General features: G+C 72.4%; 26 protein-coding genes and 2 pseudogenes. 23 read left to right on the top strand and 5 right to left on the bottom strand.

Annotated features, from left to right (window positions below; all coding sequences use genetic code 11):
- Window positions 1-8 precede the first annotated feature (8 nt).
- The 3 genes from HUT10_RS13975 (at window position 9) to HUT10_RS13965 (ending at window position 2,537) form a co-directional block, all read left to right on the top strand.
- Window positions 9-773 carry an isocitrate lyase/phosphoenolpyruvate mutase family protein gene (locus HUT10_RS13975; RefSeq protein WP_176171602.1) on the top strand — a complete coding sequence of 255 codons (765 nt, stop codon included), beginning with the start codon at window positions 9-11 and terminating at the stop codon, window positions 771-773.
- A gap of 41 nt (window positions 774-814) precedes the next feature.
- Window positions 815-1,828 carry an aminotransferase class V-fold PLP-dependent enzyme gene (locus HUT10_RS13970; protein ID WP_176171601.1) on the top strand — a complete coding sequence of 338 codons (1,014 nt, stop codon included), beginning with the start codon at window positions 815-817 and terminating at the stop codon, window positions 1,826-1,828.
- Window positions 1,829-1,907: 79 nt separating this feature from the next.
- Window positions 1,908-2,537: a hypothetical protein gene (locus tag HUT10_RS13965; RefSeq protein ID WP_176177815.1), complete on the top strand. Its 630-nt coding sequence runs from the start codon at window positions 1,908-1,910 to the stop codon at window positions 2,535-2,537.
- 43 nt (window positions 2,538-2,580) lie between these two features.
- Here HUT10_RS13965 and HUT10_RS13960 read toward each other — a convergent pair whose 3' ends face one another.
- Window positions 2,581-3,516, bottom strand: coding sequence for a ferritin-like domain-containing protein (locus HUT10_RS13960; protein WP_176171600.1), 936 nt, complete (start codon window positions 3,514-3,516; stop codon window positions 2,581-2,583).
- 118 nt (window positions 3,517-3,634) lie between these two features.
- On the opposite strand from HUT10_RS13960, the gene rimP reads away from it, so the two are divergent.
- The 9 genes from rimP to HUT10_RS13915 all read left to right on the top strand — a co-directional run bounded on the left by rimP (window position 3,635) and on the right by HUT10_RS13915 (window position 11,857).
- Window positions 3,635-4,168 (top strand): ribosome maturation factor RimP, encoded by a 534-nt coding sequence (gene rimP, locus HUT10_RS13955; protein ID WP_176171599.1) that lies wholly within the window; start codon window positions 3,635-3,637, stop codon window positions 4,166-4,168.
- Window positions 4,165-5,223, top strand: a complete 1,059-nt coding sequence (gene nusA, locus HUT10_RS13950) for a transcription termination factor NusA (RefSeq protein ID WP_176171598.1) — start codon at window positions 4,165-4,167, stop codon at window positions 5,221-5,223. The genes rimP and nusA overlap by 4 nt, the downstream gene beginning before the upstream one ends.
- A 77-nt stretch (window positions 5,224-5,300) precedes the next feature.
- Window positions 5,301-5,630 carry a YlxR family protein gene (locus tag HUT10_RS13945; protein ID WP_254896863.1) on the top strand — a complete coding sequence of 110 codons (330 nt, stop codon included), beginning with the start codon at window positions 5,301-5,303 and terminating at the stop codon, window positions 5,628-5,630.
- Between the two features lie 78 nt (window positions 5,631-5,708).
- Window positions 5,709-8,696, top strand: a complete 2,988-nt coding sequence (gene infB, locus HUT10_RS13940; protein WP_176171597.1) for a translation initiation factor IF-2 — start codon at window positions 5,709-5,711, stop codon at window positions 8,694-8,696.
- 72 nt (window positions 8,697-8,768) lie between these two features.
- Complete coding sequence (locus HUT10_RS13935; RefSeq protein WP_176171596.1) at window positions 8,769-9,062, top strand: DUF503 domain-containing protein; 294 nt, start codon at window positions 8,769-8,771, stop codon at window positions 9,060-9,062.
- Between the two features lie 19 nt (window positions 9,063-9,081).
- Window positions 9,082-9,561 carry a 30S ribosome-binding factor RbfA gene (gene rbfA / locus HUT10_RS13930; protein ID WP_176171595.1) on the top strand — a complete coding sequence of 160 codons (480 nt, stop codon included), beginning with the start codon at window positions 9,082-9,084 and terminating at the stop codon, window positions 9,559-9,561.
- Between the two features lie 3 nt (window positions 9,562-9,564).
- Window positions 9,565-10,389 carry an alpha/beta hydrolase family protein gene (locus HUT10_RS13925; RefSeq protein WP_176171594.1) on the top strand — a complete coding sequence of 275 codons (825 nt, stop codon included), beginning with the start codon at window positions 9,565-9,567 and terminating at the stop codon, window positions 10,387-10,389.
- Complete coding sequence (locus HUT10_RS13920; protein ID WP_176171593.1) at window positions 10,386-10,862, top strand: hypothetical protein; 477 nt, start codon at window positions 10,386-10,388, stop codon at window positions 10,860-10,862. Before HUT10_RS13925 ends, HUT10_RS13920 begins: the two co-directional genes overlap by 4 nt.
- 242 nt (window positions 10,863-11,104) lie before the next feature.
- Complete coding sequence (locus tag HUT10_RS13915) at window positions 11,105-11,857, top strand: DinB family protein (protein WP_176171592.1); 753 nt, start codon at window positions 11,105-11,107, stop codon at window positions 11,855-11,857.
- On the opposite strand, the gene HUT10_RS13910 is transcribed toward HUT10_RS13915, so the two are convergent.
- Both HUT10_RS13910 and HUT10_RS13905 read right to left on the bottom strand, forming a co-directional pair.
- Entirely contained in the window at window positions 11,854-12,471 is a 618-nt protein-coding gene (locus HUT10_RS13910) for a class I SAM-dependent methyltransferase (protein WP_176171591.1), read from the bottom strand. The genes HUT10_RS13915 and HUT10_RS13910 overlap by 4 nt on opposite strands.
- Window positions 12,468-13,007: a TetR/AcrR family transcriptional regulator gene (locus HUT10_RS13905; protein ID WP_176171590.1), complete on the bottom strand. Its 540-nt coding sequence runs from the start codon at window positions 13,005-13,007 to the stop codon at window positions 12,468-12,470. The genes HUT10_RS13910 and HUT10_RS13905 overlap by 4 nt, the downstream gene beginning before the upstream one ends.
- Before the next feature lie 146 nt (window positions 13,008-13,153).
- On the opposite strand from HUT10_RS13905, the gene HUT10_RS13900 reads away from it, so the two are divergent.
- Together HUT10_RS13900 and HUT10_RS13895 are read left to right on the top strand one after the other, a co-directional pair.
- Complete coding sequence (locus HUT10_RS13900; protein WP_176171589.1) at window positions 13,154-13,381, top strand: hypothetical protein; 228 nt, start codon at window positions 13,154-13,156, stop codon at window positions 13,379-13,381.
- Between the two features lie 19 nt (window positions 13,382-13,400).
- The gene (locus tag HUT10_RS13895; RefSeq protein WP_176171588.1) at window positions 13,401-14,540 is read left to right on the top strand and encodes a flotillin family protein; all 1,140 of its coding nucleotides are present in this window, start codon (window positions 13,401-13,403) and stop codon (window positions 14,538-14,540) included.
- Between the two features lies 1 nt (window position 14,541).
- Here the strand turns inward: HUT10_RS13895 and HUT10_RS13890 are convergent, their stop codons facing one another.
- Window positions 14,542-15,573 (bottom strand): TRM11 family methyltransferase, encoded by a 1,032-nt coding sequence (locus HUT10_RS13890; RefSeq protein WP_176171587.1) that lies wholly within the window; start codon window positions 15,571-15,573, stop codon window positions 14,542-14,544.
- Window positions 15,574-15,598: 25 nt separating this feature from the next.
- Between HUT10_RS13890 and HUT10_RS13885 the strand changes: the two genes are divergently transcribed.
- The 3 genes and pseudogenes from HUT10_RS13885 to HUT10_RS13875 all read left to right on the top strand — a co-directional run bounded on the left by HUT10_RS13885 (window position 15,599) and on the right by HUT10_RS13875 (window position 19,624).
- On the top strand, window positions 15,599-16,588 hold the full coding sequence (locus tag HUT10_RS13885; protein WP_176171586.1) for a bifunctional oligoribonuclease/PAP phosphatase NrnA: 990 nt from the start codon (window positions 15,599-15,601) through the stop codon (window positions 16,586-16,588).
- Window positions 16,589-16,668: 80 nt separating this feature from the next.
- Window positions 16,669-17,991 (top strand): MATE family efflux transporter, encoded by a 1,323-nt coding sequence (locus HUT10_RS13880; protein ID WP_176171585.1) that lies wholly within the window; start codon window positions 16,669-16,671, stop codon window positions 17,989-17,991.
- Between the two features lie 311 nt (window positions 17,992-18,302).
- Window positions 18,303-19,624 (top strand): annotated as a pseudogene (locus HUT10_RS13875) (nitrate/nitrite transporter).
- On the opposite strand, the pseudogene HUT10_RS13870 reads toward HUT10_RS13875, so the two are convergent.
- Window positions 19,569-20,075 (bottom strand): annotated as a pseudogene (locus HUT10_RS13870) (GNAT family N-acetyltransferase). The pseudogenes HUT10_RS13875 and HUT10_RS13870 overlap by 56 nt on opposite strands.
- Before the next feature lie 167 nt (window positions 20,076-20,242).
- Here HUT10_RS13870 and truB point away from each other — a divergent pair.
- The 6 genes from truB (at window position 20,243) to HUT10_RS13840 (ending at window position 26,054) form a co-directional block, all read left to right on the top strand.
- Window positions 20,243-21,076 (top strand): tRNA pseudouridine(55) synthase TruB, encoded by an 834-nt coding sequence (gene truB, locus HUT10_RS13865; RefSeq protein ID WP_254897461.1) that lies wholly within the window; start codon window positions 20,243-20,245, stop codon window positions 21,074-21,076.
- A 27-nt stretch (window positions 21,077-21,103) separates the two neighbouring features.
- Window positions 21,104-22,072: a bifunctional riboflavin kinase/FAD synthetase gene (locus HUT10_RS13860; protein WP_176171583.1), complete on the top strand. Its 969-nt coding sequence runs from the start codon at window positions 21,104-21,106 to the stop codon at window positions 22,070-22,072.
- Window positions 22,073-22,202: 130 nt separating this feature from the next.
- Entirely contained in the window at window positions 22,203-22,676 is a 474-nt protein-coding gene (locus HUT10_RS13855) for a helix-turn-helix transcriptional regulator (RefSeq protein ID WP_176171582.1), read from the top strand.
- On the top strand, window positions 22,676-23,179 hold the full coding sequence (locus HUT10_RS13850; RefSeq protein ID WP_176171581.1) for a 2'-5' RNA ligase family protein: 504 nt from the start codon (window positions 22,676-22,678) through the stop codon (window positions 23,177-23,179). Before HUT10_RS13855 ends, HUT10_RS13850 begins: the two co-directional genes overlap by 1 nt.
- Before the next feature lie 132 nt (window positions 23,180-23,311).
- Entirely contained in the window at window positions 23,312-23,581 is a 270-nt protein-coding gene (rpsO, locus tag HUT10_RS13845; RefSeq protein WP_003084034.1) for a 30S ribosomal protein S15, read from the top strand.
- A 220-nt stretch (window positions 23,582-23,801) separates the two neighbouring features.
- Entirely contained in the window at window positions 23,802-26,054 is a 2,253-nt protein-coding gene (locus HUT10_RS13840; RefSeq protein WP_176171580.1) for a polyribonucleotide nucleotidyltransferase, read from the top strand.
- The last annotated feature ends 60 nt before the right edge of the window (window positions 26,055-26,114 follow it).

Raw genomic sequence — 26,114 nt, 5'->3', positions numbered from 1 at the left:
TTCGGGGCATGGACGAATTCCGTGCCCTGCACGTCCCCGGCGCCCCGCTGCTGCTGCCCAACGCCTGGGAGTTCGGCGTCGGCGCCTTCCTCGCCGCGCAGGGCTTCCGGGCACTGGGCACGACCAGCCTCGGCGTCTCCGCGGCGGCGGGGGAGCCGGACGGCGCGCCGTCGACGCGCGCCGCGACCGTCGCCCTCGCCACCCGCCTGACCCGGCTGGACGTCCTCGTCACCGTCGACATCGCCGACGGCTTCAGCACCGACCCGGCCGCGGTCGCCGACCTCGCCGCCGAACTGGCCGCGGCGGGCGTGGCAGGCGTCAACCTCGAAGACGGCCGGGCCGACGGTTCACTCGCCACGGTCGAGGCCCAGAGCGCGCTGGTCACGGCGGTGAAGGAGCGCGTGCCGGAGCTGTTCGTCAACGCCAGGACGGACACGCACTGGGCCGGCGACCGCTCGCTCGCCGAGGCCGAGCGGCGGGTGCGGGCGTACGCGGCGGCGGGTGCGGACGGCGTCTTCGTCCCCGGCCTCGCCGAGCCGGCGGACGTCGAGCGGATCGTCGCCGTCGGCCTGCCGGTCAACCTGCTGTTCCTGCCCGGGAAAGCCACCCTCGCCGGGCTGGCGGAGCTGGGCGTCGCGCGGGTCAGCCTGGGTTCGCTGCCGTACCGGATGGCACTCGCCGCGGCGGCCGGGACCGCGCTGGCCGTGCGCGACGGCCGTGACCTGCCGCTGCGCCCGCCGTCCTACGCCGACGTCACGGCGCTGCTGCCGTAAATCGGGTGAACCGCCCGGGCCGGATCTGTTTGGCTTGGGGTATGCGCGCCTTCGGAACCGATTTCGCCGCCCCGCCCGGATACCTGAACACGCCCAGCGTGGGCGTCCCGCCCGCGCCGGTGGCCGCGGCGGTGGCCGAGTCCGTGGAACGCTGGCGGACCGGCGCGACCCGGCCGGGGGAGTTCGACGAGTACGTCACCCGGGCCCGGGCCGGGTTCGCCCGGCTCCTCGGCGTCGAGCCGGAGCGGGTGGCGAGCGGCGCCTCGGTCTCGCAGCTCATCGCCAACGTCGCCGCGGCGGTGCCCGCCGGCACCCGCGTGCTCACCGCCGCTGGCGACTTCACCAGCGTGACCTTCCCCTTCGCGGCGCAGCCCGGCGTCACGGTGACCGAGGTGCCCCTGGCCGAACTGCCGTCGCGGGTCGAGGGGTACGACCTCGTCGCGGTGAGCGTCGTCCAGTCCGCCGACGGCCGGATCGTGGACCTGCCTGCCCTGCGTGCCGCGGCCGCGGCCGCCGGCGCGGCCGTGCTGCTCGACGCGACCCAGGCGGTCGGCTGGCTGCCGCTGGACGTGGCGTGGGCGGACTGGGTCGTCGGGGCGGGCTACAAGTGGCTCTGCTCGCCGCGCGGCACCGCCTGGCTCGCGGTGCGGCCGGACGCCCAGGAGCGCACCCGGGCGGTGGCGGCGAACTGGTACGCGGGGGAGGACCCCTGGGCCACGGTCTACGGCCTGCCGCTGCGGCTGGCCGGCGACGCCCGCGCGTTCGACCTGTCGCCGGTCTGGCTGGCCCAGGTCGGCTCCGCGGCGGCCCTGGAGTACTTCGCCGGGCTCGACCTGGCCGAGGTCCGGGCGCACAACACCGGCCTGGCCGACGCGCTGCTGGAGAAGCTCGGCCTCGAGCCGCGCGGCACCGCGATCGTGTCGCTCGACGCGGACCCGCGGCGGGTGGCGGACGCGGGCGTCGTGTCCAGCGTCCGCGGTGGCCGGGTGCGGGTCGGCTTCCACCTCTACAACACGCTTGACGACGTCGAACGCCTGTTACCCGCATTCGAGTGAACTCGCGGCGGCGGGTGAACTACCGTATGTCCCCGTGGTTGGTGCGCATTTCACCCCAGGCCCGTCCGACACGGCCCCGCTGGGCGCGGTACCCCCGCAGCCCCGCCCGCCCGTACCGGGCCCGCCGGCGCGCGACACCCGGTCCCTGCTGCTCAAGGGCGCCGGGCTGGTCGCGATCGCCGTCGTGTCCGGGCTGCTGTGGTTCCTGATCCGGCACGACTCGACGCCGGACCAGCCGGTCGCGCAGCCGCCGGCGCAGAACACCGGGCAGTTCCAGTACACCCTGGTCGCCGGGCCGGTGAAGACCACCGACTGCGCCGAGAAGTCCTACGGCCGGACGAAGGACTTCTTCCAGGACAACCCGTGCCGCTCGCTGGTCCGGGCGCTGTACACGACGGAGTCGGGCGGCGCGAAGGCGCTGGTGTCCGTGGCGCTGGTCGGCATGCCCGACTCGACGAAGGCGAAGGCGCTCAAGACGCTGACCGAGCAGGACGGCACCGGGAACGTCACGGACCTGGTCAAGGACAAGACCTTCGCGGGCACCGGCACCCCGAGCGTGAGCGGCAAGGACGCGGCGTACTCGTCGCGGGTCGTCGGCACGAACACGACGATCGTGCTGGCCGACTTCTACGACAAGCACAAGGACAAGGACCTGATCGAGCGGATCGCCGACGACGCGCTGCGCCTGTCGGACGACCTCCCCTCCTGAGTGGTGAGGCGGGCCGGAGCCCGCCTCACCCACACCAGGTGCGTCAGGCGGTCCGGCCGGGCATGGCGATCGCCACCGGCTTCTGACCGGCTTCGCCGCGCCAGGGCGTGCCCCGGCGGGCGGCGGCGACCAGCGCGTGCAGCGCCGTCGTGCGCAGGCCGGCGTCGTCGGTGTGGTCGATCACCGCGAGCCACGCCGCCGCGCAGTCCGCTTCGGCCGTCGCCACCACCTGGGACGCCGACTTCGCGTCCGTCACCGGGTTCTTCGGCACGTACGCCGCCTCCGGCGCCACCGGGGTCGCCCCGGCGGCCGAGAGCGCCGTCTGCAGGAAGTCGCGGCGCAGGGCGTGCTCGGCCGCACCGCTCTTCTCCGCGTCGCCGAAGTCACCCGGCAGGAACGCGCTGACGAGCCCGTACACCCACACGGCGGCGTGCTCGGCCGCCAGTGCCACCTGCAGCGGGTCGACCGCCTCCGGCGGCACCGCGCCGGCCGGGGCGGCACCCACCTTCGGGACGTCCTCGCCCGGGCCCAGCGCCGGGGCGAGGCGCTGCAGCGACGCGCAGCCCGCCGCGATCGCCGCGACCAGCCCGGCGCGGTAGCGGGGCAGGCCGCCGACGAGGTCTTCGGCCTGCTTGCGCGCGGCCGCCAGGCGGTCCTTCAGGTCGCCGAGCGCGGCCGGGGCCGGTGGGGCCGCCGACGGCGACGGCGTGGGCCGGTTCAGCCGGTCCACTTCGGACTTCAGGGCGGCCGCGTGCGCCGCGCGCGCGTCGGCGAGCTGGCCGGCGGCGTCGGCGTCCGCGCCCTTGGCCAGCGCCCGCGCGGCGTCGGCGTCGGCCTGGGCGGCGGCCAGCAGCGGCTGCAGCGGGTCGGGGCTTTCGTCGTAGCCGGGCCCGCAGGCGGCGAGGGGAACGGCCAGTGCGGCCAGTGCCCCCGCGCGGAGGGCGCCGCGGCGGGTCAGCTCGGTCGGTCTTCCGGTCACGCCGCCCCATCCTGCCAGGCCCCGGGGCGGCCCCGCCGCTCGCGCGGGGTGACCGGGCGACCGGATAAGCTGGTCCACCACCGACCCGACCACCCAGCCCGAGCAAGGAGACCCCCACGTGCCAGGAGAACTCGCCAGCCGGCTTCAGCCGATAGTGGCCGAAGCCGTCACCGCCGCGGGTTTCGACCTCGATTCGTTCGAGGTGCAGCAGGCCGGCCGGCGGCAGCTGGTCAAGGTCGTCGTCGACGCCGACGACGGTGTCGGGCTGGACGAGGTCGCCGAGGTCAGCCGCAAGGTCTCGGCGGCGCTCGACGAGAACGACCACGTGCTGGCGAGCGCCTACACGCTGGAGGTCACCTCGCCGGGGCTCGACCGCCCGCTCACCCAGCAGCGGCACTGGCGGCGCGCGCGGTTCCGGTTGGTCAAGGTCACCCCGGCCGACGGCGCGCCCTTCATCGGCCGGGTCGGCCACGCGGGCGAGCACGCCGCCCGCGTCCTCGAAGGCGGCAAGATCCGCGACGTCCGCTACGCCGACGTGGCGAAGGCGGTCGTGGAGATCGAGTTCAAGCAGCCGCCCGCCGAGGACCTGAAACTGCTCGAAGACGACGCGTCCGGCATGATCGCGGCCGAGACGGAGAAGGGGTCGAAGTGAACGTCGACATCGCCGCGCTGCGGGCGATCGAACGGGACAAGGACATCCCCTTCGAAACGGTGATCGAGGCCATCGAGACGGCCTTGCTCACCGCGTACAAGCACACCGAGGGCCACCAGCCGCACGCCCGCATCGACATCGACCGCAAGACGGGCCTGGTGCGCGTGCTCGCGCACACGCTGACCCACGACGGCCAGGTCGACGAGGAGTGGGACGACACCCCGGAGGGGTTCGGCCGGATCGCCGCCACCACCGCCCGCCAGGTCATCCTGCAGCGGCTGCGCGACGCCGAGCACGAGAAGACCTTCGGCGAGTTCTCCACCAAGGAGGGCGAGATCGTCGCCGGCGTCATCCAGCGCGACGCCCGCGCGAACGCCCGCGGCATGGTCGTGGTCCAGGTGGGTGACACCGAAGGCGTGCTGCCCTCCGGCGAGCAGGTCGCCGGCGAGTCCTACGAGCACGGCAGCCGGATCAAGGCGTACGTGGTCACGGTGTCGCGCAGCAACCGCGGCCCGCAGATCACGCTCTCGCGCTCGCACCCGAACCTGGTGCGCAAGCTGTTCGCGCTCGAGGTGCCGGAGATCGCCGACGGCACGGTCGAGATCGCCGCCGTCGCGCGCGAGCCGGGGCACCGCACGAAGATCGCGGTCAAGTCCACCGTGCCGGGCGTCAACGCCAAGGGCGCCTGCATCGGCCCGGTCGGCGCGCGCGTGCGCAACGTGATGAGCGAGCTGGCCGGCGAGAAGATCGACATCATCGACTACTCCGAGGATCCGGCTCGCTTCGTCGGGAATGCGCTGTCGCCCGCGAAGGTTGTTTCGGTACGAGTCGTGGACGAGCGGGCGAAGACCGCCCGTGTCGTGGTGCCGGACTTCCAGCTGTCGCTGGCGATCGGCAAGGAGGGCCAGAACGCCCGCCTCGCCGCCCGCCTGACCGGCTGGCGGATCGACATCCGCAGCGACGCCGCACCGGCGGACGACGGTGACGATCGCGGGGGTGATCAAGACCACGCCCGTCCGCCGCGGCCCGCCGCGACAACCGGTTCGGCTGAGTGAAGGTCGAAGCGCTAGACTCAGGAGTGGTTCGAAGCCCGCGGCGGGTAGCCGAGCACCAGCCCCACCGGATTTCCCCGGTGCGGACTTGTGTCGGCTGCAAGCGGCGGGCATTGATCGGTGAGCTGCTGCGCGTGGTCGCGGTGGCCGGGCGGGTGGTCGTCGACGAGCGTCGGCGGCTGCCGGGCCGGGGGGCTTGGCTGCACCCCGACCCGGACTGCCTGGCCAAGGCCGAACGGCGGCGAGCATTCCCGAGGGCCCTGCGGGCTCCCGGGGCGCTCGACGCCCGCGAGGTCCGCGAGCACGTCGGGCGCACCGGAGCACCACGAACCACGCACCACGAACCCGGGACGTCCCCGGAGTCGCGAGGAAGCAAGGAAGCAGGTCGACCCGTCATGAGTCAGCCGTGAAGCTGAAGCCATGAGCGTCAGACAATAAGGACGAGGTCAGCGGGTTTTCCGCCTGGCCTCCCCTAGATGAGGAGAGTTGTGCCAGGCAAGGCCCGCGTACACGAGCTCGCGAAGGAGCTCGGCATCACCAGCAAGGACGTGCTCGCGAAGTTGAAGGAACAGGGCGAGTTCGTCAAGTCCGCGTCGTCCACGGTCGAGGCGCCCGTCGCCCGTCGTCTCCGCGACGCGTACGCCCCCAAGGGCGCCAAGAAGCCCACGCCCGGTCCGTCGGCGCGCCCCGGTCCGCCGGCCGCCAAGCCCGGGCCCGCCGCTCCGAAGCCCCCCGCGCCTGCCCAGCAGGCTCCGGCGGCTCCGGCCCCGTCGGTCCAGTCGGCTCCGGCCGCACCCCAGCAGCAGGCGCCCGCCGCGGCGAAGCCGGCCACCCCGGGGCAGCGCCCCGGCCCGCGGCCCGGCCCGCGCCCGGCCACGCCCGCACCCCAGCAGCAGGTCCCGGCCGCGAAGGCCGAAGCTCCTGCCGCGCCCAAGCAGGACACCCCGGCCGCGCCCGCCCAGGGCGGCACCGGCTCGGTCGTCCCGCCGAAGCCGCAGGGCCCCAAGCCCGGCGGTCCCAAGCCCGGCCCGCGCACCCCGCGCGTCGGCAACAACCCGTTCGGCGTCGGTTCCGGCGCCCCGGCCCCGCGCCCGCAGGCTCCGCGCCCCGGCGGCGGCCAGGGCGGCGACAACCGGCCCCCGCGTCCCGGCGGTGGCGCCGGCGGTGACCGTCCGGCCCCGCGGCCGGGTGGTGGCGCCGGTGGCAACCGGCCGAGCCCGGGCAACATGCCCCCGCGGCCGAACCCCGGCATGATGCCGGGCCGCACGCAGCGTCCCGCCGGTCCCGGTGGCGGCGCCCGCGGTGGCCCCGGCGGCGGCGCCCGTGGCGGCCCCGGTGGCGGCGGTCGTCCCGGTGGCGGCGGCGGTGGCTTCCGCGGCGGTCCCGGTGGCGGTGGCGGCGGCGGTGGCTTCCGCGGCGGCCCCGGTGGCGGCGGCGGTGGCGGCGGCTTCCGCCCGGGTGGCGGCGGTCCCGGTGGGGGCGGCGCCCCGGCCGGTGGCGGCGGCTTCCGCGGTGGCGGCGGCGGTCGTGGCGGCCCCGGTGGCCGTGGCGGTACCGCGGGTGCCTTCGGGCGTCCCGGTGGTCCCTCGCGCAAGGGCCGCAAGTCGAAGCGGCAGAAGCGCCAGGAGTACATGGACAACATGCAGGCGCCCAGCGTCGGCGGCGTCCGCCTGCCCAAGGGCCAGGGCGAGACGATCCGGCTGCCGCGCGGTGCCTCGCTGACCGACTTCGCCGAGAAGATCGACGCCAACCCGGCTTCGCTGGTGCAGGTGCTCTTCCACCTCGGCGAGATGGTCACCGCGACGCAGTCCGTGTCGGACGACATCCTCGAGCTGCTCGGCGGCGAAATGAACTACAACGTTCAGGTCGTCAGCCCCGAGGAGGAGGACCGCGAACTCCTGGAGACCTTCGACATCACGTATGGCGAAGACTCCGGCGAGGAAGAGGACCTGCAGGTCCGGCCGCCCGTCGTGACCATCATGGGTCACGTCGACCACGGTAAGACCCGCCTGCTCGACACGATCCGGAAGACGAAGGTCCGCGAGAGCGAGGCCGGCGGCATCACGCAGCACATCGGTGCGTACCAGATCGAGACCGAGCTCGACGGCAACCCGCGGCTGATCACCTTCATCGACACCCCGGGTCACGAGGCGTTCACCGCCATGCGTGCCCGTGGTGCGAACTCGACCGACATCGCGGTGATCGTGGTGGCGGCCGACGACGGTGTGATGCCGCAGACGGTCGAGGCGATCAACCACGCGCAGGCCGCCAAGGCCCCGATCGTGGTCGCGATCAACAAGATCGACAAGGAAGGCGCGAACCCGGACAAGATCCGGCAGCAGCTGACCGAGTACGGCCTGGTCGCCGAGGAGTACGGCGGCGACACGATGTTCGTCGAGATCTCCGCGCGGCAGAACATCAACATCGACGGCCTGCTCGAGGCGATCCTGCTGACCGCCGACGCCGCTCTGGACCTCCGGGCCAACCCGGACATGGAGGCCCAGGGTGTCGCGATCGAGGCGCACCTCGACCGCGGCCGCGGCCCGGTGGCCACCGTCCTGGTCCAGCGCGGCACGCTGCGCGTCGGTGACTCGGTCGTGGCGGGTGACGCCTACGGCCGCGTCCGCCGGATGGTCGACGAGCACAACGTCGACGTCACCGAGGCGCTGCCGTCGCGGCCCGTCCAGGTCATCGGCTTCACGTCGGTGCCGGGCGCGGGTGACACCTTCCTGGTGGTCGACGAGGACCGCGTCGCCCGGCAGATCGCCGAGCGCCGGTCGGCTCGCACGCGGAACGCGCTCAACGCGTCGCGCCGCAAGCGGGTCAGCCTCGAGGACCTCGACTCCGCCTTGAAGGAGACGAACAGCCTCAACCTGATCATCAAGGGTGACAACTCGGGTACGGTCGAGGCCCTCGAAGCCTCGCTGCTCCAGCTGGACGTCGGCGACGAGGTCGAGCTGAACGTGGTCCACCGCGGTGTCGGTGGCGTGACCGAGTCGGACATCGACCTGGCGACCGCGTCCGACGCGATCGTCCTCGGGTTCAACGTCCGCGCCCAGGGCAAGGCGACCGAGCGGGCCACCCGCGAGGGCGTCGACGTCCGGTACTACACGGTCATCTACCAGGCGATCGACGAGATCGAGCAGGCCCTCAAGGGCATGCTCAAGCCGGAGTACGAAGAGGTCGAGCTGGGCCGCGCGGAGGTCCGCGAGGTCTTCAAGTCCTCCAAGATCGGCACGATCGCGGGTTGCCTGGTCATGTCCGGCGAGATCCGGCGCAACGCCCGGGCCCGTCTGCTCCGCGACGGCACCGTCGTGGCGGAGAACCTGCCGATCAGCTCACTGCGGCGGTTCAAGGACGACGTGGTCGAGGTCCGCGAGGGCTACGAGTGCGGTCTGACGCTCGGTTCGTACGGCGACATCAAGGTCGACGACATCATCGAGACGTACGAGCAGCGCGAGAAGCCGCGAGCGTAAGGATGTTCGACACCGGGTGTGCGTTTCCGCGCACACCCGGTGTCTCCCTACTACACCACCAAAAATTTGCCTATGTTCGTCGGAGCTCTCGAGCTCGACATCCTGCTCGGCGACGTCCATTCGCTGAAGCAGAAGCGATCCGTGGTCCGTCCGGTGCTGGCCGAGGTGCGCAAGCGCTTCGCCGTGTCGGTGGCCGAAGCCGGGCACGCCGACCTGCACCGCCGCACCCTCATCGGGGTGGCCGTGGTGGCCGAAGGTGGCGAGCACGTCCGGGACGTGCTCGACTCGTGTGAGCGGTACGTGGCGAGCCGGCCGGAGTTCGAACTGCTCTCCGCCCGCCGTCGGCTGCTCGGCCCAGAAGACTGATTTTCCCTAGGAGAACGACATGGCTGATCCGGCTCGGGCTCGCAAGCTCGCGAAGCGGATCTCGCAGATCGTGGCGTCCGCGATCGAGCACGAGGTCAAGGACCCCCGGCTGGACTACGTGACCATCACGGACACGAAGGTCACCGGCGACCTGCACGACGCCACGGTGTACTACACGGTCCTCGGCGAGAAGCTGGACTCCGTCCCGGACTTCGCCGGCGCGGCGGCCGCCCTCGAATCAGCGCGCGGGGTGCTGCGCACGAAGGTCGGGCAGGGCACCGGCGTCCGCTACACGCCGACGCTGACGTTCGTCGCCGACACGATTCCCGAGGAGTCGAAGCGCATCGAGGACCTGCTGGCCAAGGCCCGTGAGGCCGACGCCGAGGTCGCCCGCCGCGCGACGGGCGCCCAGCACGCGGGCGAAGCCGACCCGTACAAGGCGCCGCGTGAAGACACCGAAGACGACGACGAGTTCGCGGAGGAGGAGAGCCGGGGCTGACCCGTGCTCTCCCGCCGCGGCCTGCTCGCCGGCAGCGCACTGGCGTTGCTGGCGGGCTGCTCGCCGTCCGGACCCCCGCCGGGCCCGGCGCCGGTACCGGTGCCGGTGCCGACCCGCCCGTCGGGGTTGTCCGAGCCGGTGACGGTCCAGCGCATGGCCTCGGCGGCCCGCGGTATCGACGTCGACCTGGTGCTGATCACCCCGTCCGGGGTGCCGTCGGCGGGCCTGCCGGTGTGCCTGGCCCTGCACGGCCGCGGCGCCCAGGCCCGGACGTTCCTCTCCCTCGGCGTCCCGGACGTCCTGACGGCGGCCGTTCGCGCGGGAACGCCACCGTTCGCGATCGCGGCCGTCGACGGTGACCACTATTGGGTGAAAACCGACGGTCCCGACGACCCGCAGCGCATGCTGACCGAAGAGGTTCCCGCCTGGCTGGCGGCCCGCGACCTGCGTCCACCGTCGGCGGTGTTCGGCATTTCGATGGGTGGCTTCGGAGCGTTGCGCTTCGCCCGCGCGCACCCGGAAGTGCAGGCGGTCGCGACGGCGAGCGCGGCACTGTTCGTGAGCTGGCCGGACGCTCGCAGCCGCAAGGTGTTCGCCGGCGAAAACAACTGGCGGGCGGAGGAACCCCTCCTGCACACTGCCGACCTGCGCCCCGCAACCCTCGGCGTGTGGTGCGGCGAGTCGGACTCGTTCCGGGGTGCGGACCGCCGCTTGGTGAAGGCGGTGTCGCCGCAGGTGTCCCGCTTCACCCCGGGCGGCCACGACGACGAGTACTGGCGGGGCGTGCTGCCGGAGATCGTGAAGTTCGTGGGGGAGAAGCTGGCATGACCGACCCGTCCGGCCTGTCGAAGGCGGTGTGGACCGACGCGGACTTCCCGCAGATGGGCTGGCACGACAGCCGCATCCACGCACTCGCCTACCTCGAGGACGACGACCCGCCACCGGGCCGGCTCCTGCTGGACCTGGACTACATCGTCCGCTGGGTCGAGCCCGCCCGGCGTGAGAAGCACTTCACGTTCTGGATCACTCCGGCGACCCTGGTGTTCGACGAAGCCTGGGACATCACGGGCACCATCGGCCCGCTGCACAGCAGCCTGGAGATCGCGGACCTCCACCGCCTCGACCCACCGGACGACTACCCCAGCCCGTTGTGGCACGTTGAGGGACAGGAGTTCGATCTGAAGCTCCGGGCCCGCGGGTTCCGGCAGTACTTCCGCCGGTCACCGCAGCACGTGGACCGGCAGGTGCTGACCCTGGCCCAGCGTGGTGGGCTCAGTTTCGCCGAGCAACCCTTCGCCTGAGGCGTGGCGCGTGGGCCTGGAGTTCGCGGGCTTCCGTGGCGTCGACTCGCGGGGCGGCGACCAGGGCGCACCCGGGGTGGCGCAAAGCTGCGAGCTCGGGGCTTCGGCAGTACTTCCGCCGGTCACCGCAACACGTGGACCGGCAGGTGCTGCCCCTCGCCCAGCGTGGTGGGCTCAGCTTCGCCGAGCAACCCTTCGCCTGAGCCATGGCGCAGGCGAAGGGAGTCCGCGAGACTGCCCCGATGGCCTCCGAACACGCCCAGACCGACCGGTTCCGCGGTGCCCGGATCCACCTCTGCGACCTCGCCGGTCTCGAGATCCGCGACTGCGAGGTGAGCGGGCTGAAGATCGTCGACTGCTACGGCAGCGACGTCTACCTCGGCGGCGACTTCGAACGAGTCGTCGTCAACGACGTCGACGTGACCGCCTACGTCGAGGCCGAGCTCGACCGGCGGCACCCCGCGCGGGTGCTGGCGCGGGAGGCGGCCACCCCCGAGGACTACCGGGTCGCCTGGGATGCCGTCGAGAGCGGGTGGGCCGCGACGCTTGATCGGGCGAGGCTGCTCCCTGAGGCCGTCCTGCACGAGCGGGTCGGCGGCGAATGGTCGTTCGTCGAGACGCAACGGCACCTGCTGTTCGCCGCCGATGCCTGGCTCGGCAACGCCGTGCTCGAAGAGGACACGCCCTACCACCCGCTGGGCCTGCCCGCCGGAGCAACGCCTGCGGACGTGGCGGCGAACCTCACCCTCGAAGCCACGCCGACGCTCGACGAAGTACTCGCGCCGCGGCTCGCCCGCATGGCCGCGATGCGGCAGGTCCTCGACGGGCTCACCCCGGCCGGGCTCGACCGGGTGTGCCGCCGCAAGCCGGCCGACCCGTACCCCGACCAGGAGTACGTCGTGCGCCGCTGCCTCAAGGTGGTCTTGAAGGAAGAAGCCGAGCACCACCGCTACGCCGTGCGTGACCTCGCGGTGCTCGAGGCGGCCCGGCCCTAGCGCGAAGCGAACAGGATGGCTTGCGCGACCTCGGCGCCCGGGTCCAGCAGCCATTCCGCGTCCACCGTGAACCCGGCCGCCCGCACCCGGCGCGCCAGCCACCACGGCTGCCGGAGGTGGACGTCGACCCGCATCGGGTGGCCGCCGTAGCCCGAGGTCTTCCGCCGCGTGCCCACGCCGACGTGGTAGCCGATCACCAGCAGGCCACCCGGCCGCAGCACGCGGTGGAAGTGCCCCAGCGCCGCCGGCACCTCCTCGTCCGGGACGTGGATCAGCGACCAGAACGCCAGCACCCCGGCCACCAAAGCGTCGCCGAGCGGGAGGTCCGTCATCGATCCCACGTCGAACCGCAGCTCCGGGTGGGTGCGCCGGGCGAGGTCCACCATGCCCGGTGACAGGTCGATGCCGGAGGCGTCGACCCCCAGCGAAGCCAGGTGCGCCGTGAAGTGCCCGGGCCCGCAGCCGACGTCGAGCGCCGGGCCGTCGACCTCCGCCGCGAACAACGCCAGAGCCGCCCGCATGTACGGCTGCTTCTCGAGCACGCCGGAAACGAACTCGGCGTAGCTCGAAGCCACCGTGTCGTAGGACGTGGCGGTGTCGGCGAGCCAGCTCACGGGCGCAGGCCGTCGAGCACCAGCGCGACCCCGTGCCGCCAGTCCTGCGCCGCCGCGGCCGCCGCGAACACCACCGCGAAGTCCACCAGCTCGAAGTCCGGGCGCAGCACGCCCGCGTCCTGGGCGCGCGAGACGATCCGCTGCATCCGGGAACCGTTGGCCTGCTTGGCTTTCTCCAGCCCGGACGCCGGGTCGAACGCCCGCGAGCACACCTCGGTGAAGCCGCGGTCGGAAACCTGCATCAGCACCGAACGCTCGACGAACAGGACGAACCCGGCCCACGGGTCCTCGCACGCGAGGGCTTCCTCGAGCACGGCCTCGGCTTCCTGCAGCACCGGCAGGAACGCCGCCTCGACGAGGTCCGCCCGCGTCGGGAACCGGTTGTAGAGGGTGCCGATGGCGACTTCGGCGCGCCGCGCGATCTCGTCGAGCGGGGCGTCGACCCCCTTGGCGCCGAACACTTCCCGCGCCGCGGCGACCAGCGCCTCCCGGTTGCGCCGGGCGTCCGCGCGGAGGGGACGCTGCTCGACGCTCACACCCGAAGTATAGCCGTGGCCGTACGCCCGGTTGCCCGCCTGATCGGAACCTCACAGTGCCCACGGCGGGTCCCCGGCGGGAGCACAATGGGGGTAGCGGGGGTCAACCCGCACCGAGACGGCCACCGAGGGGAGGTCGGCACCGCGTGCACTCCGACCTTTCCCCGTCCGGCCGCACCGGAGTCCTCCTGGTCGGCACCCGCGGGCAGCGGGGCCCTGGGGAGGTGCTGATCAGGATCAGGGGCGGCCTGGAAACCTTCCTTGCCTGGTCCGACACGGAGCTGCCGAAGGGCACGACCGTCCTGGTCGTGGACACCCGGGGCCGGCGCACGGTCGACGTCGTGGCGTGGGACGCCTCGGATCCCGCTTCATAGTGCAGTCGAAGGACAGCCGATGTTCGGTTACCGCGTGCCCGCCCCCAACGAGGCGATGCTGATCTCCGGGGGAAAGAACAGCAAGGGCGCGTCGCCGTTCCGGGTCGTCACCGGCCACGGCGCGTTCGTCATGCCGGTCTTCCGGAAAGTCCGGTTCCTCACGCTCGCCATGTGCGAGGCGGAGGTGACCGAGGTGTGCGTGACGAAGCAGGCCATCGCGCTCACGGTCCGGGCGGTGATCGCGTTCAAGGTCGGCAACGACACCGAGAGCATCGTCAACGCCGGCCAGCGGTTCCTCTCCGACCAGGACCAGATGTCCGTGCTGACCGGCCGGATCTTCGCCGGTCACCTGCGGTCGATCATCGGGTCGATGACCGTCGAGGAGATCATCACCGAGCGGCAGAAGCTCGCCACCGAGGTGCTCGACGGCTCGGCGGTCGAGATGGCCAAGATCGGCCTCACCGTCGACGCGCTGCAGATCCAGTCGATCGACGACATGAAGCTCGGCTACATCGCCGCGATGGCCGCGCCGCACAACGCCGCCATCCAGCGGGACGCGCAGATCGCCCAGGCCGTGGCGAACCAGGCGGCGGCCGAGGCGGAGCAGAAGTCGCAGCGGACGCAGGCCGAGTACGCCCGGCAGACGTCGATCGTGCAGGCGCAGTACCGCGCCGAGGTCGACGCGGCGCAGGCCCAGGCGGCCCAGGCCGGCCCGCTCGCGCAGGCGAAGGCGCAGCAGGAGGTCATCGACGCGCGCACCGAGCTGGCCCAGCGCGAAGCCGAGCTGCGGCAGCAGCAGCTGGTGGCCGAGGTGATCAAGCCCGCCGACGCCGAGGCCGAGCGGATCCGCATCCTGGCGCTGGCCGAGGCGGAGAAGATGCGCGTGCAGGCGGAGGCCGCGGCGTCGAACAACCGGGTCGCGCTCGACCGGATGCTCATCGACCAGCTGCCGCAGATCGTCAAGGAGGCCGGGCGGGGGCTGTCCGGGGCGAACGTCAACATCCTCAACGGCGCCGACGGCCTCGGGGAGATGGCCGCCGGGCTGGTCGGCCAGGGTCTGTCCATCCTGGACTCGGTGAAGCGCGGCCTGAGCCCGTCGCCCGCGCCCGCCGCGGCGCCGGCGGAGAACGGTCAGGCGCCGGCGGAACTCACCCGGTAGCTCAGGACGCCGGCTTCACCGCGACGACCAGGTCACGCAGGATGGCCTGGTCGACGCGGTGGGCGAACTCCGCCCACGGCCCGCCTTCGCGGACGTCCAGCCCGGCCTTGCCCAGCACCGCGACCAGCTCTTCCCGCGGCAGCACGGTGGTGTTCCACGAAATCCCGAGCGCGCCGCCGGGCTTCAGCACCCGCGTCCACACCGGAACGGCGGCCGCCAGCAGGTCGCGCGGGCTCCGCTGCAACCCGGCTTCGCGGTGGCTGCCGTGCTGGACGCCGTACGGCGCGTCGGTGACGATCACGTCGCAGGAGTTCGCGCGCAGCACCTCGTCGGTGGTCAGGGTGTCGGCGTTGAAGTAGGTGAGCTTGCGCGTGTCGCCCGCTTTGTAGGCTTCCTTGTCCAGCGCGTACTCGATGTCGAGCCGCCGGCCGAGGCGGACCTTGTTGCGCCGCAGCTGACCCGACTCCGCGGTGTGCTTCACGCGCTTGTTCCGCAGCCACGTCTTGATGAACGCCTCGTACGCCTCGAAGTCCTTGGTGTCGACGTCCAGGCCGGTCGCGTGCAGGCCGTACATCATCGCCTGGTTCAGCGTGGTGCCGCGGCCGCACAGCGGGTCGAGCAGGTACTTCGCCCGGCCCGAGAACGGGTCCGCCGTCGCCATCAGGGTGACGTTCACCAGCAGCTTGGTGAACAGCTCGTTGGTCTTGCCCGGGTACTTCTGGATGGTCAGCAGGTCCGAGTCGGCCATCGCCAGCGGTGTCACCGGCACCGGACGGAGGACGCCGTCACCGAGCTCGAACAGCGCGTACAGCGACGAGAGGTTGGACAGCAGCGCGAGGTCGCGCTCGCCGAGGGGCGCGGAGCTGGTGAAGCGGACGTAGCCGACGCCGCCGAGCTCGACCTCTTCGATCGCGGACAGCTCGGCCGCCAGGCCCGCGCCGAACACCGCCAGCTCGGCGCGCAGCAGCGCGGGGGAGGAGGCGGCGTAGACCCGGTTGGCCGAGGGGTAGACCAGCATCGCGTACTCAGGCATCCCGCAGAGCGTAGCGTGACGCACCGTGACCCCTACTTCGGCGCAGGACATCCGGGACGCGGCGGCCCTGCTCGCGGCGGCCGTCGACGTGACGATCCTCGGCCACGTGCGGCCGGACGCGGACGCGCTGGGCAGCGCGCTGGCCCTCGGCCGGGCGCTGCGGCAACGCGGAGCGGCGGTGCGCGTCTCCTTCGGCGAGCCCGACGAGGCCCCGGAGACGCTCCGGTGGCTCGACGAGGACGGCCTGCTCACCCACCCGGACGACCTCCCGGACGCCGACGGCCTGCTCGTCTGCGTCGACACGCCGACGCCGAAGCGGCTCGGCCGGCTCGCCGGGCGCGTCGAGCCGGCCGGGGCGGTGCTGGTGATCGACCACCACGCGACGAACACGTTCTACGGCACCTGCCACGTCGTCGACGAGAGCGCCGAGGCCAGCGCGGTCCTGGTGTTCCGGATCCTCGACGCCATGGGGGTGGAGCTGGACGAGCCGATCGCGCGGGGGATCTACGCCGGGATCGTCACCGACACCAGCGGGTTCCGCCGGGCCAGCCCGGAGACGCACCGGATGGCGGCGCGGCTGCTGGAGGCCGGGGCGGACCCCGAGGTGATCGTGCGGCGGATCGTCGACGAGCGGCCGTTCACCTGGCTGCCGATGCTCTCGTCGGTGCTGCGCGAGGCCCGGCTGGAGCCGGATGCCGCGCAGGGCCGGGGTTTCGTGCACGCGGTGGTGTCCGCCGACACGGCCCGCACGGTGCGCGGCGAGGAGGTCGAGTCGGTGATCGACGTCGTCCGCTCGGTGCGCGAGGCGGCGGTCGCGGCCGTGCTCAAACAGGACCCCGCCCACCTGGGACAGTGGCAGATCTCGTTGCGCAGCATCGGGATCGACGTCTCGGCGGTGGCGGCGGAGTTCGGCGGCGGCGGGCACCGGCAGGCGGCAGGCTGCACGATCGCGGGCTCGGCTCCGGACGTCATCGCCGGCCTGCGGGAGGCGTTGGAGCGGGCGCCGCTGCTGTAGGCCCGTCGGACGGCGGGGCCGGAAAGTTCCCGGGTTCCCGCCGCTCAGAACTGTGGGTGGCGGCGGTTAGAGTCCGTTTCGTGGCGAACGTGGAGGAGATCGAGCGGGTTCCGGCGAAGCGCGTGCTGGGGCTGGCCGTGCCCGCACTGGGGGTACTGGCCGCCGAGCCGCTGTACGTGCTGGTGGACACCGCCGTGGTCGGTCACCTCGACGCGCTGTCGCTGGCCGGGCTCGCGCTCGGCGGCGTCGTGCTGGCCCAGGTGTCGAGCCAGCTGACGTTCCTGTCGTACGGCACGACGTCCCGCACCGCGCGGCTGCACGGCGCCGGCCGCCGGGCCGACGCGGTCCGCGAGGGCGTGCAGGCGACGTGGCTGGCGGTGTTCGTCGGGCTCGTCGTGCTGGCCGCGGGGCAGCTGCTGGCCTGGCCGATCGCGCGGGTGCTTTCGGGGAGTGACGAGATCGCGTCGGCGGCCGTGTCGTGGCTGCGGATCGCGTTGTTCGGGGCGCCGCTGATCCTGGTCACCATGGCCGGCAACGGCTGGATGCGCGGGGTGCAGGACGCCGCGAAGCCGTTGCGGTACGTGCTGGCGGGCAACGGGATCTCGGCCGTGCTGTGCCCGGTGCTCGTGTACTGGGCGGGGCTCGGGCTGGAGGGCTCGGCGATCGCGAACGTCGTCGCGCAGGTGATCTCGGCGTCGCTGTTCGTCCTGGCGCTGGTGCGCGAGAAGGCCGGGTTGCGGCCGGACTTCAAGGTGATGCGCGCCCAGCTCGGCCCGGGCCGCGACCTGGTGCTGCGCAGCCTGGCGTTCCAGGCGTGCTTCGTCTCGGCGGCGGCCGTCGCGGCCCGGACGTCGACCGAGGCGGTCGGGGCGCACCAGGTCGTGCTGCAGCTCTGGACGTTCCTCGCGCTGGTGCTGGACTCGGTGGCGATCGCCGCCCAGTCGCTGGTCGGGGCGGCGCTCGGGGCGAACTCGGCCCGGCAGGCGCGCGGGGTGGCGTCGCAGATCACCGGGTACGGGCTGCTGATGGGCTGCTTCCTGGGCGTGCTGTTCGCGGCGCTGTCGTGGGTGCTGCCGCACGCGTTCACGTCCGACCCGGGCGTGCTGGCGGAGATCCCGCACGCTTGGTGGTTCTTCGTGGCCCTCCAGCCGATCGCGGGCGTGGTCTTCGCCCTGGACGGCGTGCTGCTCGGCGCGGGCGACGCGGCCTTCCTCCGCAACGCGACCCTCGGCAGCGCGGCCCTCGGCTTCCTCCCGCTGATCTGGGCCTCCCTCGCCTTCGGCTGGGGCCTCACGGGCATCTGGACCGGCCTCTCCCTCTTCATGCTCCTCCGCCTCGCCGCGGTCCTGGCCCGCTGGCGCTCCGGAAACTGGGCGATCACCGGCGCCACCCGCCCCACCTGACCCGTAACCCGCGTGATCAGGCCCGTAACCCGCGTGATTGGAGCCGTAACTCGCGTGATCAGGCCCGGATCTCGCAATTACGGCCCCAATCACGCGAGTTCCGGCTTCAATCACGCGAGATCCGGGTTTGATCACGCCAGATCCGCCTCCGATCACGGGTGGAGGGCCTCTGAGCTCGGGTGATGGGGGTTACCTGTGGGGAAGACCACCCGGTTCGCGGCTATGGTTCGTGGTTGCTTAGGCGATACAAGTAGTAGGGACGGCAGCGTGGGCGTCCTGCGCCCCGAACTCGCTCAACCCTGGAGGAACCCGTGCCCGCCACCGGCCGTGCCACCGCCCGGTCCTGGCTGATCTGGCTCGCCGCCGTCACCGTCTACCTGCTCGCCGTCTTCCACCGGACGTCCTTCGGCGTCGCCGGGCTGCAGGCCGCCGAGCGCTTCGGCGTCGGCGCGGCCGCGCTCGGCACCTTCACCGTCCTGCAGGTCGGCGTGTACGCCGCCATGCAGATCCCGACCGGCGTCCTGGTCGACCGCTACGGTCCCCGCCGCGTCCTCACCGTCGCCGTGCTGGTGCTCGGCGCCGGTCAGCTCCTGCTGGGCGTCGCCCACTCCTACGGCCTCGGCCTGCTCGCCCGCGGGGTACTCGGCCTCGGCGACGCGCTCACCTTCGTCAGCGTCCTCCGCCTGGTCGCGGCCCACTTCCCGGGCCGCCAGTACGCTCTCCTGACCTCGTTTACCGCGGCCGTCGGCTACATCGGCAACCTCGCCGCCACCGTCCCGCTCTCCCTGGTCCTCGACGGCGCCGGCTGGACCCCCACCTTCCTCGCGGTCGGCGTGATCACGGTGCTCTACACCCTCGTCGTCGCCCTCCGCGTCCGTGACGTCCCGGCGGGCACCCCGGAGCCGGTCCGCGAGGCGGTCCGGCCCCGCGAGCTCGCCCACCAGGTCGCCGAGGCCTGGCGGACGCCGGGGACGCGCCTGGGCTTCTGGGTCCACTTCAGCACGATGTTCGCCCCGAACGTCCTCACGCTGCTCTGGGGCGTCCCCTGGCTGGTCCAGGGGCAGGGCCAGGCGAAGGCGACGGCGAGCGCGATGCTCACCGTGTTCGTCTTCGGCTCGATGGCGGGCGGCCCGCTGCTGGGCGGCCTGATCGGGCGGCGGCCGTCGCTGCGGATGCCGCTGGTCGGCGGCTACATCGGCGGGGCCGTGCTGGTCTGGGCGGTGCTGCTGGGCTGGCCGGGCCAGGTGCCGCTGCCGGTGCTGGTGCCCGCGTTCGCCTTCCTCGCCCTCGGCGGCCCGGCCTCGATGATCGGCTTCGCGCTCGCCCGCGACTACAACCCGCTCAGCCGGGTCGGGACGGCGACGGGCGTGGTCAACGTCGGCGGCTTCGTGGCGACGACGTTCGCCGCCCTCGCCGTCGGCGTGCTGCTCCAGACCACCGGCGGGGACTTCCGGGTCTCCCTGCTGGCGCTGGTCGCGGTGCTGGCCTTCGGCACGGTCCGGATGCTCGTGTGGTGGCGCCGCACCCGCACCCACCTGTTCCTGGCCGAGGCCCGCGCGAGGAGCTGCCGGTGCGGATCACCCGCCGCCGCTGGGACGCCGCTCTCCCGGAGACACCGATCGTCGCAGCGTGACCGCCTGCAGCAGTTCCGGTGCCACGGCGAACCCGCGCCGCCGGTAGGCAGGCACGGCCCGCGGCGACGAGTGCACGGTGACCCGCTCCAGCCCCAGGTCCGCGGCGAGCCGCAGGGCGCCGTCGATCAGCCGGCCGCCGAGGCCGCCGTCCCGCGCTTCCGGCACGACGTACACGCTCTGCAGGTCCCCGGCGGCCCGCGACGGCGCCGCCGGCGTCGGCACGCGCGGGGTGATCGCCAGGAACGCCATCCCGAGCACGCGGTCGTCGCGCACCAGGACGAGGCACCGGTGGGTGGCCGCGTTCTCCCGCGCCCAGGCGGCGAACGCCCGCACGAACGCCTCGCGGCCCCCTTCGGGCAGCCCGTCCCGCTCGGCCACCCAGCGCTACCTGAGCGCGGCGACCTCTTCCAGCTCGGCGGGCCGGGCGGCCCGGACTTCGATCTCCGTCACCCCGCCATGGTGGCCGCCGGAACGCGGGAAAGCCCGGGCCGGGCGGGGAAGCGGCCGTCATCCGGACCTCGACAAGCGGCAGCTAGGGTTGCCGCGTGTCGAGCCCGAAACCGCCCCGCCGTCCCGCCCCGCCTCCCGGCCTGCTCATCGTCGACAAGCCCGCCGGCATGACGTCGCACGACGTCGTCGCGCGCGCCCGCCGCATCATGGGCACCCGCAAGGTCGGGCACGCCGGCACGCTCGACCCGATGGCCACCGGGGTGCTGGTGCTCGGCATCGAACGCGCGACCAAGCTGCTCGGCCACCTGGCCCTGGACCGCAAGACCTACCTGGCCACGCTCAGCCTCGGCAGCAGCACGACCACCGACGACGCCGAGGGCGAAGTCCTCACCACCGCGGACACCGCGCAGACGACGGACGAGGACATCGCGAGCGGCGTCGAGAAGCTCACCGGCGACATCCAGCAGGTCCCCAGCGCGGTCAGCGCGGTCAAGATCGACGGCAAGCGCGCCTACGCCCGGGTCCGGGCCGGCGAGGACGTCGTCATCCCGGCCCGCCCGGTCACCGTCTACCGCTTCGACGTCCTCGCCGTCCGCCACGAGGAGGACCACGTCGAGGTCGACGCGGTCGTCGAGTGCTCCTCCGGCACCTACGTCCGCGCGCTGGCCCGCGACCTCGGCGCCGACCTCGGCGTCGGCGGCCACCTGAAGGCCCTCCGGCGCACCACCGTCGGCCCCTTCACCCTGGCCAGGGCGAGGACGCTCGACCAGCTCGAAGAACAGCCCGAACTGAGCCTCGACCTCGACGCCGCCGTCGCCGCCGCTTTCCCGCGCCGGGATCTCGACGCCGCCACGGCGAAGGCGGTCCGCCACGGCCAGCGCATCCCGGCCGCCGGCATCGAGGGCACCTACGGGCTCTTCGGTCCCGACGGCCGGGTGCTCGCGCTGGCCGCCGACGAACAGGGCGTGTCCCGCGCGGTTGTCGTGTTGCTGCCCGCCTAGGGTGGGTTCGAGAGACAGGAGTGTGACGTGCTTCGGTGGCGTGGGCTGGGGGACCTTCCCGGCAGCTGGGGCCGGTGCGTGGTCACCATCGGCGTGTTCGACGGTGTCCACCGCGGGCACCAGGAGCTGATCAACCGGACGGTCGCGGCGGCCGCCGAGCGCGGCCTGCCCAGCGTCATGCTGACGTTCGACCCACACCCGTCGGAGGTGCTGCGCCCGGGCAGCCACCCGGCGCAGCTGACGACGCTGCGGCGCAAGGCCGAGATCGTCGAGAAACTCGGCGTTGACGTGTTCTGCGTGCTGCCGTTCACCCTCGAGCTGTCCCGGCTGGGGCCGGAGGAGTTCGTGCACGAGGTGCTGGTCGACCGGCTGCACGCGGCCGCGGTGATCGTCGGGGACAACTTCACCTTCGGTGCCAAGGCGGCCGGCGACGTCGAGCTGCTGCGCGCCCTCGGCCGCCGGTTCGGTTTCGCCGCGTACGGCGCCGAGCTGCAGGGCAAGGAACTGTCCGAAGAGGACCAGTCGGCGATCACCTTCTCCAGCACCTACGTCCGGTCGTGCATCGACGCCGGTGACGTGGTCGCCGCCGCCGAAGCGCTCGGCCGCCCGCACCGCCTCGAAGGCATCGTCGTGCGCGGCGACGGCCGGGGCCACGAGCTCGGCTACCCGACGGCGAACCTGTCGACCCCGCGGTTCGCCGCCGTCCCGGCCGACGGCGTCTACAGCGCGTGGTTCACCCGTTCGGCGGACCCGGCGCGCCGGCTGCGCGCCGCGGTCTCGGTCGGCACCAACCCGACGTTCTCCGGCCGCGAGCGCACCGTGGAGGCGTTCGTCCTCGACGTCGACGAGGACTACTACGGCCAGCACGTGGCCATCGACTTCGTGACGCGGCTGCGCGACCAGGTCCGGTTCGGCGACTCCGCCGGGCTCGTCGCGCAGATCGACGACGACGTGGTGGCGACGAGAAAGGCACTCGAACTGCCCCGGACGCCCTGACCGGGGACGAATAGGGGATTCCGCGTCCACGAACCGGGCAGCGATGGCAAGATGCTCACGGACGGTGTGCGCGACTGTGCTCACGACGGTGTGCGCGCTGTGCTCGTGAAAACAGGGGAGCAGGAGACTGGTGGAGGACCACAAGATCGTCCAGCGGAACATCGCGTTGCAGCGCGAGTGGTACGGGGAGCCGCTCGGCGACCGCGTGCGCCGGCTCGTCGTCGCGTTCGACGTTTCGCAGGCGTTCCTGGCGGAGGTCCTCGGGATCAGCGCCCCCATGCTCAGCCAGGTGATGAGCGGGCGGCGGGCGAAGATCGGCAACCCGGTCGTGCTGGCCAGGATGATCATGCTCGAGCGCAAGATCCTGGTGCCGGAGGTCGCGGCGGGCAACCGTGACGCGATGCTGGCCGCGATGGAGGACGTCCGTGACTCCCGGCCCACCGTCGGCCGCGACAACATCCCGGTGGTCAACGAGGACGCGAAAGTCCTCGCCTACCTGCGCGACCTGGCCGAGGACGAGGACCTCGGCGAGGCCGCCAAGCGCCTCGACGACGACTTCCCGGCCATCGCCGACCTGCTCCGCCGGGCGGGCAACGGCGCTTGATGCCGGTCCTGTTCAGCGCCCTGCTCCCGCCGGAGGACGTCGTCGCGGCGATCGCCGCGGAGCTCGGCGCACGGGACAGCGGCTTGCGCTGGGAGCCGCCCGAGCGCTGGCACGTCACCCTCGCCTACTACGGCCAGGACGACGTCGGGACGCGCGCGGCCTGGCTGGGCGAGCGGCTGGCCGGCCGCGGGTGCGTCGACGTCCGGCTGGAAAAGGCCGCGACGTTCCCCGGGGTGCTGTGGTTGACTGTCGCCGGAACGGAGCTGACACCGCTCGCGAACGCCGCGGGTGCCGGTGCCGAACCGAGGCCCTACCGGGCCCACCTGACGCTCGCGCGGTTCCCCCGGGAAGAACCCGGGCTCGCCGCGCGTTGGACAGAGCGTCTCGCGGATTTCACGAGCCGGTGGTGGCCGGCCACCGAAGTGGCGCTGATGACCAGCGTAGGCGAACGGGGTGCTCCCCGCTACCGGGTGGCCCGCACCTTCGAGCTGGACCGCGCCTGAACAGCGTGTTCAGCGGGCTGGTAACCTCGACGATCGGGTCCGGCTGCAGTCCGTGGCGGCCGTGACCGTCTTCCCGGCGTGCATCCGGCGTCCGGGGCCGCACGGCACTGAATATTTCGAGGAGCAACACAAGTGGCGCTGTCCACCGAAGAGAAGAAGTCGATCCTGGCCGAGTACGGCGTGCACGACTCGGACACCGGATCCCCCGAGGCCCAGGTGGCGCTGCTCACCAAGCGCATCGTCGGCCTCACCGAGCACCTCAAGGCTCACAAGCACGACCACCACTCGCGTCGCGGGCTCCTGCTGCTGGTCGGCCGTCGCCGCCGGCTGCTGAACTACGTGATGAAGGTGGACATCGAGCGTTACCGTGCGCTGATCCAGCGCCTCGGCCTGCGCCGATAGCTTTACCCGAGGGGGAGTGACCACGAGGTCGCTCCCCCTCGCCACAAGATGGCGCGAGCGCGCACGAGGGTCCGTCCGCCGGTCCTCGGTAGTGGTTCCCGGGAAGCGTCCCGGGAGCTTCGATCGAAGACCGGCCTCATTCCTCGAGCGTCCTCAGGCGAAACGGGTCCCAGGGTGGGAGACTCGCGCCAGTAGAAGGAACCAAAGAGGAGAAACATCTATGACCGACTCCACCGGAGTCACCGTGCACGAGACCGAAGCCGTCATCGACAACGGCCGGTTCGGCACCCGCACCGTCCGCTTCGAGACGGGCCGGCTGGCCCGCCAGGCCGCCGGCGCCGTCGTCGCGTACCTCGACGAAGAGACCATGCTGCTCTCGGCGACGACCGCGTCGAAGCACCCGAAGGAGCACTTCGACTTCTTCCCCCTCACCGTCGACGTCGAAGAGCGCATGTACGCCGCGGGCCGCATCCCGGGCGCGTTCTTCCGCCGTGAGGGCCGCCCGTCGACCGACGCGATCCTCACCGCCCGCCTGATCGACCGCCCGCTGCGCCCGTCGTTCGCCGACGGCCTCCGCAACGAGATCCAGGTCGTCATCACCGTCCAGAGCCTCAACCCGGACGACCCGTACGACGTGCTGGCCATCAACGCCGCTTCGGCGTCGACCCAGATCGCCGGCCTGCCGTTCTCCGGCCCGGTCGGCGGCGTGCGCGTCGCGCTGATCGAGGACCAGTGGGTCGCGTTCCCGACCTGGTCGCAGCTGGAGAAGGCGACCTTCAACATGGTCGTGGCCGGCCGCATCGTCGGTGACGACGTCGCCATCATGATGGTCGAGGCCGAGGGCACCGAGCACACGCTCGACCTGATCGCCGCGGGCGGCAAGGCGCCGGACGAGACCTCGGTCGCCGAGGGCCTCGAGGCCGCCAAGCCGTTCATCAAGGTCCTGTGCGAGGCGCAGCAGCGCCTGGCCGCCGAGGCCGCCAAGCCGACCGGCGAGTTCCCGGTCTACCCGGCCTACCAGCCGGACGTCTACGAGGCCGTCGCGGCGATCGCCACCGACGACCTGGCCCGCGCGCTGCAGATCGCCGGCAAGCAGGACCGCGACGCCGCGACCGACGAGGTCAAGGCCGCCGTGATCGAGAAGATCGGCCTGGGCGAGGGCGAAGCCTTCGAAGGCCGTGACAAGGAGATCGGCGGGGCGTTCAAGGCCCTGACGAAGAAGATCATGCGCCAGCGCGTCCTCACGGAGAAGATCCGGATGGACGGCCGTGGCCTCACCGACATCCGGTCGCTTTCGGCCGAGGTCGCCGTGATCCCGCGGGCGCACGGCTCGGCGCTGTTCGAGCGCGGCGAAACCCAGATCCTGGGCGTCACCACGCTGAACATGCTGCGCATGGAGCAGCAGATCGACTCGCTCTCCCCGGAGACGACGAAGCGCTACCTGCACCACTACAACTTCCCGCCCTTCTCCACCGGTGAGACCGGTCGCGTCGGTTCGCCGAAGCGCCGCGAAATCGGTCACGGCATGCTCGCCGAGCGCGCCCTGGTGCCGGTGCTGCCGAAGCGGGACGAGTTCCCGTACGCGATCCGCCAGGTCTCCGAGGCGCTGGGCTCCAACGGCTCGACGTCGATGGGCTCGGTCTGCGCGTCCACCATGGCGCTGTACAACGCCGGCGTGCCGCTGAAGGCGCCGGTCGCGGGCATCGCGATGGGCCTGGTGTCCGATGAAGTGGACGGTGAGACGCGTTATGTGGCGCTGACCGACATCCTCGGCGCCGAGGACGCCCTCGGTGACATGGACTTCAAGGTCGCCGGCACCAAGGACATCATCACCGCGCTGCAGCTCGACACGAAGCTCGACGGCATCCCGTCGGAGGTCCTCGCGGCCGCGCTGAAGCAGGCGAAGGACGCCCGCAGCACCATCCTCGAGGTCATCGCCGAGGCGATCGACGGCCCGGACGAGATGAGTCCGTTCGCGCCGCGCGTCACCTCCGTGAAGATCCCGGTCGACAAGATCGGCGAGGTCATCGGCCCGAAGGGCAAGATGATCAACTCGATCACCGAGGAGACCGGCGCCGACATCTCCATCGAGGACGACGGCACGATCTACGTGGGCGCGGCCGACGGCCCGTCGGCGGAGGCGGCGATCGACAAGATCAACGCCATCGCCAACCCGCAGCTGCCCAAGGTCGGCGAGCGCTTCCTCGGCACCGTGGTGAAGACAGCCGCGTTCGGCGCGTTCGTCTCGCTGCTGCCGGGCAAGGACGGCCTGGTGCACATCTCGAAGCTGGGCAACGGCAAGCGGATCGCCAAGGTCGAGGACGTGGTCAACGTGGGCGACAAGCTCCGCGTCGAGATCGCCGACATCGACAACCGCGGCAAGATCAGCCTGATCGTGGTCAAGGACGAGGACGCCAAGCCCGCCGAGGGTGACGCCCCCAAGGCCGACGCCGAGAAGGCCGAAGCCAAGTAAGCACCGCTTGTTCGATCCGTGAAGGCCATCTCGGGGGTACCCCTGAGGTGGCCTTCACGG

The sequence above is a fragment of the Amycolatopsis sp. Hca4 genome (assembly GCF_013364075.1).
Taxonomy (GTDB): domain Bacteria; phylum Actinomycetota; class Actinomycetes; order Mycobacteriales; family Pseudonocardiaceae; genus Amycolatopsis.
This window is presented reverse-complemented; position numbering and strand designations above follow the sequence as displayed.

Coding starts and splice junctions, on each gene's coding strand:
- HUT10_RS13975 (WP_176171602.1), top strand. CDS start 9: ATGGACGAATTCCGTGCCCTGCACGTCCCCGGCGCCCCGCTGCTGCTG.
- HUT10_RS13970 (WP_176171601.1), top strand. CDS start 815: ATGCGCGCCTTCGGAACCGATTTCGCCGCCCCGCCCGGATACCTGAAC.
- HUT10_RS13935 (WP_176171596.1), top strand. CDS start 8,769: ATGTTCGTCGGAGCTCTCGAGCTCGACATCCTGCTCGGCGACGTCCAT.
- rbfA (WP_176171595.1), top strand. CDS start 9,082: ATGGCTGATCCGGCTCGGGCTCGCAAGCTCGCGAAGCGGATCTCGCAG.
- HUT10_RS13920 (WP_176171593.1), top strand. CDS start 10,386: ATGACCGACCCGTCCGGCCTGTCGAAGGCGGTGTGGACCGACGCGGAC.
- HUT10_RS13915 (WP_176171592.1), top strand. CDS start 11,105: ATGGCCTCCGAACACGCCCAGACCGACCGGTTCCGCGGTGCCCGGATC.
- HUT10_RS13895 (WP_176171588.1), top strand. CDS start 13,401: ATGTTCGGTTACCGCGTGCCCGCCCCCAACGAGGCGATGCTGATCTCC.
- HUT10_RS13890 (WP_176171587.1), bottom strand. CDS start 15,573: ATGCCTGAGTACGCGATGCTGGTCTACCCCTCGGCCAACCGGGTCTAC.
- truB (WP_254897461.1), top strand. CDS start 20,243: ATGACGTCGCACGACGTCGTCGCGCGCGCCCGCCGCATCATGGGCACC.
- HUT10_RS13850 (WP_176171581.1), top strand. CDS start 22,676: ATGCCGGTCCTGTTCAGCGCCCTGCTCCCGCCGGAGGACGTCGTCGCG.
- HUT10_RS13840 (WP_176171580.1), top strand. CDS start 23,802: ATGACCGACTCCACCGGAGTCACCGTGCACGAGACCGAAGCCGTCATC.